Source organism: Coleofasciculus sp. E2-BRE-01 (assembly GCF_040221695.1).
In the GTDB taxonomy this organism is placed as follows: Bacteria; Cyanobacteriota; Cyanobacteriia; order Cyanobacteriales; family Coleofasciculaceae; genus Coleofasciculus.
This window is the reverse complement of the sequence record NZ_JAVKEA010000223.1, coordinates 1-15892: the sequence shown is the minus strand read 5'-3', so window position 1 is coordinate 15892 and position 15892 is coordinate 1. Positions and strand designations below refer to the sequence as shown.

At 45.5% G+C, this 15892-nt stretch carries 7 protein-coding genes; 2 read left to right on the top strand and 5 right to left on the bottom strand.

Annotated features, from left to right (window positions below; translation table 11 throughout):
• Positions 1 to 16: 16 nt before the first annotated feature.
• From RIG66_RS30895 to RIG66_RS30880, 4 genes are all read right to left on the bottom strand, one after another.
• Positions 17 to 2620, bottom strand: a complete 2604-nt coding sequence (locus tag RIG66_RS30895) for a PAS domain S-box protein (protein WP_446383510.1) — start codon at positions 2618 to 2620, stop codon at positions 17 to 19.
• A complete protein-coding gene (locus tag RIG66_RS30890) occupies positions 2562 to 4067 on the bottom strand; it encodes a CBS domain-containing protein (protein WP_446383508.1) in 1506 nt (501 codons plus the stop codon). Before RIG66_RS30890 ends, RIG66_RS30895 begins: the two co-directional genes overlap by 59 nt.
• Before the next feature lie 281 nt (positions 4068 to 4348).
• Complete coding sequence (locus tag RIG66_RS30885; RefSeq protein ID WP_446383506.1) at positions 4349 to 9355, bottom strand: PAS domain S-box protein; 5007 nt, start codon at positions 9353 to 9355, stop codon at positions 4349 to 4351.
• A gap of 84 nt (positions 9356 to 9439) precedes the next feature.
• Entirely contained in the window at positions 9440 to 10492 is a 1053-nt protein-coding gene (locus RIG66_RS30880; RefSeq protein WP_446383504.1) for a YihY/virulence factor BrkB family protein, read from the bottom strand.
• Positions 10493 to 10658: 166 nt separating this feature from the next.
• Between RIG66_RS30880 and RIG66_RS30875 the strand changes: the two genes are divergently transcribed.
• Entirely contained in the window at positions 10659 to 11921 is a 1263-nt protein-coding gene (locus RIG66_RS30875) for a sensor histidine kinase (RefSeq protein WP_446383502.1), read from the top strand.
• Positions 11922 to 11995: 74 nt separating this feature from the next.
• On the opposite strand, the gene RIG66_RS30870 is transcribed toward RIG66_RS30875, so the two are convergent.
• On the bottom strand, positions 11996 to 13354 hold the full coding sequence (locus RIG66_RS30870) for an aromatic ring-hydroxylating dioxygenase subunit alpha (RefSeq protein WP_446383500.1): 1359 nt from the start codon (positions 13352 to 13354) through the stop codon (positions 11996 to 11998).
• A 348-nt stretch (positions 13355 to 13702) separates the two neighbouring features.
• On the opposite strand from RIG66_RS30870, the gene bchD reads away from it, so the two are divergent.
• Entirely contained in the window at positions 13703 to 15727 is a 2025-nt protein-coding gene (gene bchD / locus RIG66_RS30865; protein ID WP_446383498.1) for a magnesium chelatase ATPase subunit D, read from the top strand.
• Positions 15728 to 15892 lie beyond the last annotated feature (165 nt).

Below are 15892 nucleotides of genomic sequence, written 5' to 3'. Positions count from 1 at the left end.
TGAACAACTCAAAACCCTAGCTAATTTCTTTCGCAAGATCCATGTCATTTAAGAGGATTTTTCTTGGCTGTTGCGATCGCGGTTTGATCGGCATCTCGATTATGAACGTTGTCCCTTTCCCTGGAGTGGACAGGCAACTGAGTTGTCCCTGGTGTTTCTCAACGATAATTTGGTAGCTAATGGATAAGCCCAAACCTGTACCACTGCCCACGGGTTTTGTTGTAAAAAACGGATCAAAGATTTGCGGTTGCACCTCCTCAGAGATGCCGATTCCATTGTCAGTAATGCGGATAATCACAACGTCGGTCTGCTGGTTTCCATTTTTCGGGGGGGGTTGTTGGTGAGCATCAGCGACTTCGGTGCTGATCCTAATTACTCCAGGTGACGAGTAACTTTCTATGGCATCGAGAGCATTAACAAGTATATTCATAAACACCTGATTCAATTGATTCGCATAACAAGTTACTTGGGGGAGTTGACCATACTCTTTAATCACCTGAATGTCCGGTCGATTGCCTGGAAGTTTGAGTCGATGCTGTAAAATAAACAGGCTACTGTCTATCCCTTGATGAATATCTACCGACTTCAGGTCAGCTTCATCGAGTCGAGAAAAGTTTTTCAGGGAAAGAATAATCTGATGAATCCGCTCTGCTCCTTCTTGGATAGAATTGAGCAGTTTATGCCAATCTTCTTGGATAAATTGTAAATCAATGGCTTCCGCTATATCTTGAATAGATGAAGAGGGATTGGGATAAGTTTCTTGATAGATATTAATTAAGCGCAGCAAATCATTAAAATATTGACGACCAATGGTGAGATTGCCCACAATAAAAGAAACGGGATTATTAATTTCGTGAGCTATTCCCGCAATCATTTGCCCCAAACTGGACATTTTTGCCGTTTGCACAAGCTGGGATTGGGTGCGTTTTAATTCTTCGAGGGTGCGTTGGAGTTGATGCGCTCGTTCTCGTTCGCGTGCTTCGGATTGTCGTAGGGCGGTTTCGGCTTTTTGGCGTTGGGTGATATCTAAGGCGGTGCCGAAGAGTTTAATTACCCGATGGTGTTGATCAAAAATGGGTTCAATTCTTACCTCAAGATGCCGAACGGTTGTACGATTTTTCGGTACAATCTGAAAGTCTAATTCGTAGCAGAGTCCTTGGGCAATGGCTTGCTTGACTGTTTCCTCGAATTCTGAGCAGTAATTGGGATGAATGAAGTCAAGGAGTTGTTGATAAGTGGGTTCCGTTTGATTGGGTTCCAGACCAAAAATGCGAAACAGTTCTGCTGACCAAATAATTTGATTTGTGATCACATCAAATTCCCAATTGCCAATATGAGCAATACGTTGAGCTTGAGCCAGATTTTCTTCGGAGAGGCGAAGTTTTTCTTCCGCCTGCTTGCGCGTGGTAATATCAATGCCAAAGGATTGAACTTCTATAATTTGTCCTTCTGTATCCCGAATCGGTTGATCTGTCCACTTAAACCAATGGAGTTCCCCCTGATCAGAAATCATGATATGTTCGGAGGTTTCTGGACATTCATGGTTGACTAGAGATGCCACAAAATCCCTGATCTGATCCTGAATGGAATCAGGCAGTAACTCTAAATATTTAGTGCCAATCAGTTCAGTTTGAGACTTAGCAAAAAAACGACAGTAAGACTGATTGACAAACGTGAGGGTGGTATCCGGTTTCCAGCGACAGACGAGAACTTGTTCCTGAAATTCTACCAGTTCTCGATAGCGGATTTCACTTAAACGCAATGCCTCTTGTGCTTGTTGACGTTCTGTGATATCACTAGCTGTACCAGTTACACCGACAACCTGACCCTGGTCATCAACTACTGCGATCGCGTTGAGTAATAATTGAATGGGTTCCCCAGCTTTGGTTAGATGGATGGTTTCATATTGGAACACCGACTCTCCCTGAAGTAAACGCTCAAAAAGATTGACATCCGCTTCCAGACATTCCGGTGACAGAAACTCGGTAAACGAACGTCCCAGCATTTCCTCTGGAGAGTAGCCATAAAGGTGGTGGACAATCGGATTAACAAAGGTGTAATTCCCATCCCGATTAATCGACCAAATTAAGTCTTGTGACGCTTCAACCAGATGGCGATATTTTTTTTCACTCTCACTCAGGGCAATTTCTACCTGCTGGCGTTCCTGAATTTCTTGTTGCAGTTGGATATTTTGTTGGGTTAGCTGCTTTTGTAACCGTTGCAGACGCAGTTGACTCTCCACCCGCGCTAACACTTCTTGCACTTGAAACGGTTTAGTAATGTAATCGACACCACCGACTTCAAAGGCTTTTACTTTATCAAAGGTTTCATTTAAACCACTTAAAAAAATGACTGGAATAGTCTCGGTTTTCGGAGAGGCTTTCAACTGTTGGCAAACTTGATAGCCGTCCATATCCGGCATGACAATATCCAGTAAAATTAAATCGGGGGGATTGTTCGCAATAGATTTCAGCGCCAGTCTACCATTGGGAATGATCCGGATTTTGTACCCTTGTTCGCTTAACATCTCGGTTAACAGGTGCAAATTATCCGGGGTATCATCAATCGTTAGTATTGTCCCTTTGTACAGAGGAATTGACTCCAGAGTCATCATCTTCATCAGTAGGTGGTTTGGTCAAAGCTAATAGGTACTCGAATTGAAATTCATGAGTTAAAGTAGAGAGAGAATTGGCTAAGGATTCATCGCGATCGCGAATGCCCTCGATGAGGCTCAACATCTTATCAAAATCCCCTTCAATTGTGGCTTGATGGAGCGATATTCGCCACTCCCTCGGTAAATCAGCCAAATCCGTTGGCGTCAACGTAATGGTTATCGGGGATTCGGGAATCTTGGGTAGCACATCAGACAGCTCAAAATTTGCAGTATCCCGAATGTGAGTAGACTGGCTTTTGGTTAAGTCTAATAGGTTTTCCAGCAGTTCCAGCAAATGCTTACCAGCACTATAGATAATCCCAACATTTTTCTGATCCTCAGATGAGAGGGATTCAGAACGGTGCATCAGTTGAGCAAACCCGAGAATCGCATGGAGTGGTGTTCTAAATTCATGGTTTAAATTAGCTAAGAAAGCACGTTTAACTTGGTTAGCGGCGGCGGCTTCGTCTTTGACTTGTTGCAGTTGTTCTTCTAATTTGGCATATTGGCAGAGGTTTTGCTGCAATTGCTCATTGATTTGACTTAACTCCTTAGTTCGCTCATCCACTTGTTGACGCAAAAGTTCAACGGTGGCATACATCTCTAGGGGATTCAGCGCTTCTAGGATCGTACTTTGGGTGATGATTCCAGCTAGTTTTCCGGCTTCGTCTACAACCACTAAACGACGAATTTTATGGCGTTTCATCATTTCATTCGCCAGCATCATTGAATCATTGATTTCAATGGGAAGCAGTGGGGTACTCATCACGGTTTTTGCTGAAGTTGTTGCGAAATTAATCCCCATTTTTTGCAACTGAATAATATCGCGTTCCGTAATAATTCCCTGGGGAACAATATCTGCGTTGTTTTGGGTTTCAGTAATCACGATGCAGCTTTTCTCATGGGTGAGCATTTGCTGAGTAATTTCAAGGAGAGACGCCGTGACAGAATTCTGAATCACCTGAGAATTCATCACATCTGCCACTCGTTTAAACTTTAATAAATCAGTCGGTTGAACAATCTCTCGAATGGTTTTAGGCGTAATCACTCCAATGATTTTACCCCCTTTATTGATGACAGGTAAATGACGAATATGATGTTGGCGTAGCAGGTAAATAATAGAAAAAATACCTTGATCTTGGTCGATGGAAACGGTAATCGGATCAGGCGTCATCACCGATTGAATGCTTAAGTTTTCCAGGGGTAGCTGCTGGGCAGCGATACGGACAAAATCCCGTTCCGTGAAAATACCCACTAACCGTTTTTCTTGGACGACTAATGCATAACTACTCTGACGTTCATTGAGCCAATTTATAACCTCCGTTACCCGCATCTGGGGAGTAACGATTAGGGGATGGCGATCAATAGATTTTGATTGCGATAATTGTGCCAAGAGAGGACTGCAAGATGACATTTTTCCGGTTTATTATAATTTTTAAAGCCAATTAGTTTAATTGTAATCTATATCGTCATTCGTCATTCGTCATTCGTCATTCGTCATACTCGCTACCCTTGAGAAGCAAGCTACGTTTATGTAAGGATTTGAGGAACATTCACAGAACTTAAGATAGTTCGGTTTATTTCCACCGACCTACTTAGACCAACTATATAACGTGTCACTCAGTCAAGGTATTAGGTTGGGAGTTGTTCAGGACTGATTTAGACGAGAGCAGAGTTTCACCTTTCGTTATCATTTCATAATTCAGACTCCTTACTTACCCAAGGTTCGGTAATATCGAGTAATCGTTCAAACTGAAAATCATGAGCCAAGTAGGTTAGAGTCTTGGCTAAGGTTTTATCCTGATCCTGGATTTTATTAATCAAGCTTAACATCTCCTCAAAATCTCCCTCAAGGGTAGCTTGGTGCAACGAGGCTAACCAATCAGTAGGCAACATAGCCAAATCATCCGATGTTAAGACAACTGTCTCCGTTGGCATAGACGTTTCCTCTGGTTCATCATAGATAAAGCTAATTCCCAGATGTTGGTTTATGGCTGCAAACAAATCAGATTCGTGAAACGGTTTGGCAATGAAATCCGCGCAACCCACCTCTAAGGCTTTTAACCGTTCTTCTTCTATTACACTAGCACTTAGGGCAATGATTATGGGTGATGTAGAGACGCGCCATGGCGCGTCTCTACACTGTCGAATATGTTGGGTAACAGCGTAGCCATCCATTCCCGGCATCCGCAAATCCATTAAAATTAAATCAGGTTGCCAACTATGCCAAATCTCAATCGCCTCTTCACCATTATTCGCCTCTTGGAGTTCAAACCCCAAGGGATTCAGCAATTGGATTAATAGTTGACGGTTTTCCACTTGATCATCCACAATCAAAATTCGATAGTGGGGTTGATTGGGGGCAAGGGCGATGACGCGACAGGATGACTTTTGGGGTGTCTTAGAAATAATATCGGTTTCCTTTGCCTGAATATTAAACGTAAAGGTTGTCCCCTGCATAACTTGACTGTTAACCGTGATTTCTCCGCCCATAAGTTGGATAAACTTGCGCGTAATCGGTAATCCTAAACCCGTTCCACTCTGGGATTGAACTCCGCTTTGGCTTTGCACAAACGCTTCAAAGATACTCTCTAATTCATCCGCCGCAATACCGCATCCGGTATCTTTAATTTCAAAATGAAGCGTCATGAGTCCATTGTCATTTGTCCGTTGTTGAGTAACCGTCACAACCACACTCCCAGCGGCAGTAAATTTAACAGCATTACTCATCAGGTTAATTAAGACTTGGCGTAACTTAATTTCATCGGTTTGTATCGTGGGGGGAACATCAGCCGCGCCGTTAAACCGTAATTGTAACCCTTTCTCATTTACCTTGAGTCGAAACATATCTTCAATTTCACGCAAAAGATGATGCAGGTTAAACGTAGTTTCATTCAACGTAATACGTCCTGCCTCAATTTTAGATAAATCTAAAACTTGGTTAATTAGCGTCAATAAATGGTTTCCACTATTGTGAATAATCCGTAGGTTGTTTTGGTATTGCTGGGGAAGAGTGACACTATTACTCATCAGTTGAGCAAATCCCAAAATGGCATTGAGAGGACTTCGCAATTCATGACTCATATTTGCCAGGAATGTGCTTTTTGCCCGATTCGCGGCATCGGCGGCTTCTTTTGCCTCTTGTAAGGCGATTTCAGCTAACTTGCGTTCGGTAATATCGGTATTCGTGCCAATCATACGGATACCCTTCCCTTGGGCATCGCGGATGGCTTGTCCCCGGACGACAATCCAACGAATTGAACCGTCTTTGTGCATCATCCGATGTTCAACACGGTACTCTGAGGTTTCTCCTGCTAAATGTGCCTGGGTTGCGGTTATAAACGTGGACTGATCATCGGGATGAATGGAGGTGATCCAATGGTTGAAATTATTAGCAATTTCTGTCTCCGTGTAACCGAGAATTGCCTTAATTGTGGGGTCAATATAAAATTCATTCGTCTCTAGATTCCATTCCCAAACCCCCACATTTGCCGCACGAGTCGCTAACTCATAGCGCTGTTCACTCTCTTGTAAGGCGGCTTCCATTTGTTGGCGTTCAGTGATGTCTGTGGCGGTTCCTAAAAGCTGAGTTACCATACCGTCAGCGGTTCTAGCAAAGGGGGTTTCTCGACCTAAAAGTGTGTGCCATTCTCCATTAACATCTCTTACCCGATACTCGATTTCAAAGATTTCTCCATCTGCCGCATTTTGGACTTGTTGAAAATAGGCGGGTAATCGGGTTAAATCTTCTGGGTGGATAAGGCTGGGCAGCAGGTTTTCACCCATGGTGTGAATTTGTTCTGGGGTATAGCCCAGAAACGCTGCCATTTCCCGGTTGGCATAGATATTGCGTTGTTCATTTAGGTCAAAAATATATAAAAGGTTGGGAGAGGCTTCAGCAATACGTTGAACAAAATGCTGACTCTCTCGTAGTGCAGCTTCGGCTTGTTTGCGTTCGCTAATGTCACGAACAATACAAATTCTTTCGCCTCCCGGTAATAACGTAACCGAGACTTCATGGGGAAATGTGCTACCATCACGGCGTAAACCTTGGGCTTCGGTGCGGCAATATCCTTGCTGTAACAATAAGGGTACATACTCTTCCAGTAGCCGTTGATATTCGCTACTATCGTACAGCACCTGCCAATTTTGACCCAGGAGTTGGGCAGCACTCTCATAACCAAAGATTTGGGCGTGCGCCTGGTTAAGAGAGACATACTCTCCCCGCTGATTCAAAATTGCAATCCCATCGGTAGCGGCTGACATGGCGGCGGCTTGCAACTGTAAGGTTTTCTCAACCTGTTTGCGATCGCTAATATTAAAGCTAGTGCCAATCAGTCGATAAATTCGCGAGTTGCTATCCCGCAGAGGGGTTAAATTAGTAATCCACCAGGTTTCTTGTCCCTGAATCTGTAGGCATTCTTCATAACTCATGCGTTCCCCGGCTGCAACACAGGCATGATACCGTTGAGACACCGCCTGTGCCGTTTCTGAAGTGAACATTTCTTGGGGAGTCTTACCGCTTATTTCTGAGGCGAGAAGACCTGACATCCGTTCATGGGTGGGATTAATACTAACATAACGGAATTCGCCATCTTCGAGAACATCCACGATAAAAATAGCCGCTTCAATTCCGTCATAGATACTGCGTAAAAAGGTTTCTCGTTCTCTCAGCGATTCCTCGGCTTGCTTGCGTTCGGTGATATCCTGAACGACAACCATACCCGCCATAATTTCGCCCGTATCATTTTGCACTGCCCGAGTTTGCACCAGATGAATGCAATGGCGATAGGGTATTTCCAGGGTTTGTTCTATCCCCGCCAAAGCATCACGATACAACGGTTCAACCAGTGCACATTCTGGTTCCGATAAAGCGTCCCAAATTGTTTTTCCTTCTAATAGATTCCGACTATATCCTGAACCTGACTTACCTAAGTATTGACCATCCGCCACCAAATAACGCAAATCTTGATCAAACAAGAAAATTGCCCCATTAGGAAAATGTTTTGCCATGGTACGATACAATTGTTCGCTGTTGCGTAATTCAACTTCTGCTTGCTTGCGATCGCTGATATCAATTACCGTACCAATCACCTGCTTAACGCTGCCATCTGCAGTTCTGGCGAATACCGTTTCTCGACCAAATAAGGTATGCCATTTCCCTTGGGCATCCTGCATCCGGTACTCTATCTCTAAAATTTCTCCATCCGCCGCCGTCGCCAGCTTTTGTAACTGTTGTGAGACGATAGTAAAGTCATCGGGGTGCAACAAGCCGGAGATAAAATTTTCGCCCATGGCTTGAATTTCTGCGGGTGTATAACCCAGAATTGTGGTAATTTCTTGGTTGCTGTAGATATTGCGATTTTCAATGAGATCATAAATATATAAGCAATAGGGTGAAGCCGCCGCAATTTGTTCGATAAAATGTTTACTTTGGCGCAGTTGTTCCTCCGCTTGTTTTTGAGCGCTAATATCAATACTGACACCCACATAGCCGATGAAATTTCCTTGGTGATCTTGAATTAGGGTATTCGTGGCATAAACTGGAAACGTGCTACCATCTTGGCGTTGAACTGTAAATTCCCCCTCCCAATAGCCGTTTTCTTGTACACCCGCTAAAATCTCCTGTGCCAGGGCTTTATCTTGGGGGAGTACGGTAACCTCAAGGATTGATTGACCGAGTATTGTTTCTGGATTGAGTTGATATAAACGCTGAGCAAATTGATTGGTGTAGATGATGGTTCCGGCTAAATCGGTAGCAATCACAGCATTACGAACTTGATTCAGTAGAGAGGCTTGAAAGGCAATTTGGGCTTCGGCTTGCTTGCGATCGCTAATATCACGGACAATGGAAAGGATCTCCTGGTTACTACAGGGAACAATACGGACTTCATAATCCCGCACTTGATTCTCGATCTGGAGTTGATAATCGAGTTGTTGCACCTCACCGGATACCAAGCTTTCCTGATAAGCCGCCTTAATTTTCTGGGCTAAGTCTGAGGGAAAAACATCTTCCGGTTTTTTGCCTAAAAAAGCCTGGGCTGGGATTAATATCGGGATAGTAGGTGCGGGTTTAAAATCGATAAACGTACCATCCGCCTGGGAACAGAAAATCATATCCGGAATAGCCGCCAGTAGCGCCTGATTTCGGGCTTGGCTATGGCGTAATTCTTCGGTTTGTTCCGCCACCTGTTGCTCTAATTGCTGATAATAATCGGCTGAAATCCGTTCAGGCTGCTGCCGTTCACTGACATCAACAAACGCCGCGATCGCATGAGTCAGAGTTCCCTGACAATCATAGATTGGGGCGCCCCAAGCTTCGACGGAAATTGTGCGATCGCGGTGACGGATTTCCATATCATCAACCCGCACCCGTTTCCCTTGTAACGCTTGCAATAGGGGATGGCGATTCCGGGGATAAAATTCATCGGTTCCCGCCTGATAAATCCGATAGGTTTCAATGAAGTGATCCGCCGTCACTGGCTCAACCACCCCTTGACCCAAAATTTGCTTACCGATTTGATTTACATAGTCAGGTTTCCCATCAGCTTCTGACACAAAAATACCCACAGGTACAGCATCAAGAATTTGTTTGAGCCGATGTTCACTCTCTTGGAGTTGGGCAATTAATACGGCTTGGTCTCGATCGGCGTGGTTGAATCCCTGATTCATTTGATGCAGTTGCGCTGTTTTTTGAGTCAAGTCTTGGTCTTAATTATAGCGCCTCCTTCAGAACCCCGACTTCTTAAAGAAGTCGGGGTTCTCGTCTCATCTTCAACTTTAATCCTATTTCTGTTTTTTGTCTAACCCCATTTTCCTGGCGGCATCATGGTAGGTTTTCAACGCTTTAGCCCCTACATTACCTGACTGTTTTTCCTTCGGTGATTTTTCCGAATCCTCTGAATCTCCAGCAGCTTTTTTGAGGGCTTCGGTATGAGCAATTCCTTGCTTTGCCCGATCTGCTTCCGTCAGTTGAATCGCATGTTTATCAGGAACAATGTTTGAGCCAAACTTACTAGCATAAACCTGGGTAAATTCTGCGCCGATAAACAGAATTTGGGCGGAATAGTAAACCCAAGCCAGAAAAATCACTAATGACCCCGCCGCGCCATAAGTTGAGGCAAAACTTCCTCGCCCTAAATACATGCCAATTAAAGACTTACCAATCGTGAAAAGTAGGGCAGTAATACTCGCACCAATCCAGACATCTCCCCAGCTAATTTTCACATCAGGGAGAAACTTGTACATCATCGCAAAGAGCAGGGTAATTACGCCTAGAGAAAGGACCCAGTTTAACAGTGACCAGAGAAAATCGACACCAAAAAGTAAATCACTAGCATAATTACTCAACGCCGATAATGCCGCACTGACAATCAGAGATACTAAGAGTAAAAAGCCAATCCCTAGCACAACCGAAAAGGACAATAACCGTTTCTGTAAAAAACCTTTAACCGGGCGTCCAGGTTTCGGTTGTACTCCCCAAACGGTATTCAACGCATCTTGCAGTTGAGCGAAGACTCCCGATGCACCAAACAGCAGCACGACAATACTGATAATTGAGGCAATACTGCTAACATTTGGTCGATTCGCATTTTGAATCGCCGTTTCAATCACCTTAGCCCCCTCAGTGCCAACTAGCCCTTGAATTTGCTCGACAATCTCCCCTCGTGCGGCTTCTGGACCAAAAATGGAACCCGCGATCGCGATCGCGATAATCAACAACGGTGCCAGGGAGAACACCGTGTAATAGGCTAAGGCGGCGGCTAACCGTGACGCTTTATCCTCTTGCCATTCTTGAATCGTTTCCTTGAACAGTTCTCCAATAACCTTAAATTTCATCACCAATAACTCCGCGAGGGATTTCTATTATCACATTTCAACCATCAATTATTAATCTTTATAAAATCTTAAGGATATAAGCGCAACCCCCCAAAGTTAGAAATTTAGACCTATACTAGATTGCATTCTGCTTACCTTTGGCAATCTCCAATGATCCGGCTCAACCATGGATTTTAGTCAAGAATTACTCAATAAACTGGACTCAATCGTCAACAACTGGGTGGAAGCGGTTCGCCAAGATGGGGAACTGGAGAGTACCCGTGAACTCACCTATAAGGCGGTGCTAGATGGTTTACCCTCGGTGCTGCGAGCCATCGCCCAAATCCTTTCTGACTGTGAAGACGGCGCACATCAAACAATTGTCGAGAAAAGTCTAGAGCATGGTGTAATCCGAGCTAAACAAGGCTACGATCCCACCGAAGTCGCACGAGAATATCGAATTCTGCGCCAGATTATCTTTGCTCATTTAGAATCGGATCTATTGCAAGGCTCAAGCGCTCAGGTTTTGCAAGCCACCCGGATCATTGATATGGCACTGGATGACGTGATTGGTCGTTGTTTCAACAGTTATACTGAAGAACGATTGCAGGAGTTAGAAAAACTGCAAAGTCAAGTGAATCTCACCAATCACGAACTGACCCGCTTAGTAGACACCCATCGAGATAATTTAGCCCATTTAGCCCATGATTTAAAAAATCCGCTACAGTCAATTCTAATATCGTCCGATTTATTTCTACATCAACACAACACCCAAGACACCGTTGTCAGTCTAGATCACATTGATCGGGTACTCAGAAATGGGCGAAAACTTTTACACCTCATCAACGATGCTTTAGAAGTCTCTCGTCATGAGGCGGGACAGGTAACATTGCAGCCAGAGGTAATTGATGTTTGCGTGTTGATCGACAACGTTGTCGATACATTAACGCCCTCAGCTAGTGAAAAAGACCTGACAATAACGGTAGATTACGAACTAGCGCCGAAGCAAGTCACGACTGATCCCTTGCGACTCGAACAGATTATCACCAATTTGGTCAGTAATGCCATTCGTTACACGGAAACCGGAAGCATTACCATCACCTGCCAGGTTGAGTGTAGTAATCAACCTAATCAAAATGATAAAACTGAGCATTTTGATCATTTTGTGATCGCGATTACCGATACCGGGATTGGTATTGATCCAGAAGACCAAGCTAAAATTTTTGACCCTTATTTTCGCGGTGGTTCCCGTGCTAAGCGTTTACCGGATAGTACCGGATTGGGGCTGGCAATTGTTGGGCGGTTGGTGCAACTTTTGCAAGGGGAAATTCAGCTCGACTCTCAGGTTAACGTTGGCTCAACGTTTAAGGTGACTTTACCGTTAACCGTTCAAACTCCTGAGGTAAAATCAGTGGGTGTAACTCCCGTTCACAGAAACAATAAACGTTAACGGCGGGGAGCATCATTTATCATTGATCACTTGCAAGGGTTTGAGGGCTGTTTACAGAACCTAATATAGTTAAATTATTGCCGCCAACCTACTGAATACGCTTCAAAACGATGCTTGAGTTTATTGGCAGAAACGGCGACAATTACCGCTGCAATTGCCAATAAAACTGCCCCCATTTCCATCCCAGAATCATCGCTCAAAATTGCCAACGCTGCTAAAACAATGGCGACGCCTACACCCCATTTTTCCACCCGCTGAGTTACCTGATAGGCTCGGTTACAAGACCCACAAAGTTCTGTGTGCCAAAATAACGGCTTCACTGACATTGTATTCAACTGACCTTCAGGTTTATTGTCCATGCCTTTCGAGGTCAAATACCCGCGATAATAGGGCAAAGAAGTCCCAACCCGATCCAGCCATTTGCGATATTCCATAGCAAACGTGTCACAGGTGGGAATAGGGGAATAAACCTGTTTCACAGGTTGTCCTAACCGTTCAACTTCATTTTGTTGTGCGACAAGCTGCGCTAAATCCTCTGCGATAATTTTATTCTGTCTTAAATGAATCCACCATCTCGGCATCAGCTTGACTGGTTGAGTGGCAAAATTACGATAACTGCGAGTAAGAATACGGCATCTTCCTTTCCCTAAAGGGAAAAAATAAAACGCCTGCCCAAAAAACCAACCTTTCTCAGGAATAGGAAAATGTAGATGGGCTAAACTAGGAGCCAAAAAATCTAAATTCCTCCAAGTTGGATTCGGTTGCGTTGTCTCGCGAAACCTGCCGCGAAACCCTTGAACCGAACTCTCGATAATTTCCATTTCCAAGGGTTGAGCTTTGGCGCGATCGCCCTGATTCCCATGATGGGTAATATGAATATGAGCTGGATCTAACATGTGTTCGATCACATAGCTGATATCACAAGGCAGTTCCGTGAGTTTGTCGTAATGGACAAATCCGGGCTTGTTCAGTTTAGGAATAGTGGGAATAGTTTGTTCATCCGCCAATTCAGCCGCACCGGGCCAAATCCAAATCATTCCTTGGCGTTCGACAACTTTATGCGATCGCACGTTAGCATTCACAGGTATTGTCCCATCAGCCGATAACTGGGGAATATGTAAACATTCACCCTCATGACCAAATTGCCATCCGTGGTACAAGCATTCAAGTTTACCGTCGATGATCTGCCCATCGGATAATTTAGCCGCACGATGAGGACAGCGATCGGTTAAACAAATTAATTCCTCTTGGTGTTGGAATATAACGAACGGTTCATCATACAACGAAAAACTATAGGGGCGATCTTTGGGAAAATCTTGACGGAAACAGATAGGATACCAACAATTTCGCCAGTTAAATTCCGATTCAAGTTCTGGTTCAGATAGGGGATTCGTTGATTGGGCTGATTCAGGTTTATGAGGAGCAACTGTCATAGTTAAGACTAAAACGAATTGTTACTTGGCGTGTGGATGAATATTATACAAGAATATTACACAACAATTAAACTAACGTGAACGGTGAAGAACTCGCTGCCATTGAACAGCAAGCTACGTCATTTGTGATAATTGAACGGTTAGGTCGGGGCGGGTGTAGGGTGCGTTAGCGTAGCGTAACGCACCATTTCAAACGATAGTAGTGAAACCCGCCCCTACATAATCTCCCCCATCTCCTCCATCTCCCCCATCTTCCCCATCTCCCTCAAGCACGAGGTTTTTCCGCTAACCGTCCAAACCACTCCAGGACAAGGTATGCTGAAAGACTGATAGTGTCATGCTTGCCTTATGCCTGTGCTGAACTCTGCCCCAGCAACCAATTTTCCCCTAACGGCTGTTGTTGGGCAAGAAGCGATTAAATTAGCGCTGCTGTTGGCGGCGGTTGATCCGGGATTAGGAGGAGTCGCGATCGCGGGACGACGGGGAACGGCTAAATCCGTGATGGCACGCGCCCTTCACGCCCTACTCCCCCCCATTGAAGTAGTCAAGGGTTCCATTTCTAATTGTCATCCCCGTTATCCTCAAGAATGGGATGATCAGCTTTTAGCCCAAGGCGTTGAACCAGAAACCGTGGAGACGGAAATTATCCCCGCGCCCTTTGTACAAATCCCCCTGGGAACAACCGAAGATCGCCTCTTGGGTTCCGTGGATGTGGAGAAATCGGTACAACAAGGGGAACCTGTGTTTCAACCCGGACTCTTGGCACAGGCACATCGAGGGGTGTTATATATTGATGAAATCAACCTCCTGGATGACCAAATCGCCAACCAACTGTTAAGTGTTCTCACCGATGGGCGCAACCAAGTTGAACGAGAGGGGATGAGTTTTCAGCATCCCTGCAAACCTTTATTAATCGCCACCTATAACCCCGACGAAGGACCCCTGCGGGAGCATTTACTGGATAGAATTGCCATAACCCTCTCTGCTGATGGGGTATTGTCATTGGATCAGCGAGTGCAAGCCGTCGAAGGTGCGATCGCGTACACGAGTTCACCCCAAGCCTTTCTCAGCCAATATAACGAAGACATCGATAACCTGAAAACTGATATTATCCTGGCACGGGAATGGCTCAAAGACGTGCAAATTACATCCGCTCAAATCGCCTATCTCGTGGAAGAAGCCCTGCGCGGTGGCGTTCAAGGGCATCGGGCGGAACTCTTTGCCGTGCGCGTCGCCAAAGCCTCAGCCGCCCTAGATGGGCGTCAGACGGTCAGTGCCGACGATTTGAAACGCGCCGTGGAATTGGTGATTGTCCCCCGTTCTACCATCGTCCAGACCCCACCAGAGGAACCGCCACCGCCACCTCCACCCCCACCGCCCCAAGATGAGTCGTCTCAAGATCAAGATGAACCCGAAGATCAGGAGGAGGAAGACGAGGAACAAGAACCAGAACAAGAACAAGAACCCCCCAGCATCCCTGAAGAATTCGTCTTCGATACCGAGGGCGTAGTTCTCGACCCCACTGTCCTCTACTTCGCTCAAATGGCGCAGCGACAAGGAAAATCGGGAACGCGCAGTATTATCTTTTCCGAGGATCGCGGGCGCTATGTCAAACCGATGTTACCCAAAGGTGCAGTCAAACGCATCGCCGTTGATGCCACATTACGGGCGGCTGCACCCTATCAAAAAGCCCGCCGGGAACGCCAGCCCAATCGCAAGGTGATCGTCGAATCGGGAGATATGCGTTCCAAACGCCTCGCCCGCAAAGCTGGGGCGTTGGTGGTATTTTTGGTGGATGCGTCGGGTTCCATGGCACTCAACCGAATGCAATCGGCGAAGGGTGCAGTGATGCAACTGTTAACGGAAGCCTATCAAAATCGTGACCAAGTATCCCTAATTCCCTTTCGCGGCGAACAGGCTGAGGTATTATTACCGCCTACCCGTTCCATCGCCTTAGCGCGGGGGAGATTAGATCGGCTACCCTGTGGTGGCGGTTCCCCCCTGGCACATGGATTAACCCAGGCGGTGCGCGTGGGTACGAATGCCAAAATGTCGGGAGATATCGGTCAAATCGTGATTGTGGCGATTACCGATGGACGCGGGAATATTCCCTTAGCCCGTTCTCTGGGTGAACCCATACCCGAAGGCGAAAAGCCAGATATTAAAGGGGAATTATTGGAGATAGCCGCAAGAATTCGGGCAATGGGGATTCAGTTATTGGTGATTGATACCGAAAACAAGTTTGTCTCGACAGGGTTTGCCAAGGAGTTAGCTAAGCAAGCCGGAGGGAAATACTACCATTTACCCAAAGCCACAGATAAAGCCATTGCCTCAATGACAAAGAATGCGATCGCGGATATGAAATCCGGGTGATTGTGCGATCGGGGAGCATCATCATGTAGGGGCACGGCATTGCCCATGGGTGTCAACTTAAGCCACATTACCCACGATAGGATACTGGGTGTGGGGTATGGGGTGTGGGGTGTGGGGGAAAGCGAGCAATTTTGGGGAGCTATGTATTAAACGGAACCTGTTTGA

Coding starts and splice junctions, on each gene's coding strand:
- RIG66_RS30875 (WP_446383502.1), top strand. CDS start 10,659: ATGGATTTTAGTCAAGAATTACTCAATAAACTGGACTCAATCGTCAAC.
- RIG66_RS30880 (WP_446383504.1), bottom strand. CDS start 10,492: ATGAAATTTAAGGTTATTGGAGAACTGTTCAAGGAAACGATTCAAGAA.
- RIG66_RS30895 (WP_446383510.1), bottom strand. CDS start 2,620: ATGAAGATGATGACTCTGGAGTCAATTCCTCTGTACAAAGGGACAATA.
- bchD (WP_446383498.1), top strand. CDS start 13,703: ATGCCTGTGCTGAACTCTGCCCCAGCAACCAATTTTCCCCTAACGGCT.
- RIG66_RS30890 (WP_446383508.1), bottom strand. CDS start 4,067: ATGTCATCTTGCAGTCCTCTCTTGGCACAATTATCGCAATCAAAATCT.
- RIG66_RS30870 (WP_446383500.1), bottom strand. CDS start 13,354: ATGACAGTTGCTCCTCATAAACCTGAATCAGCCCAATCAACGAATCCC.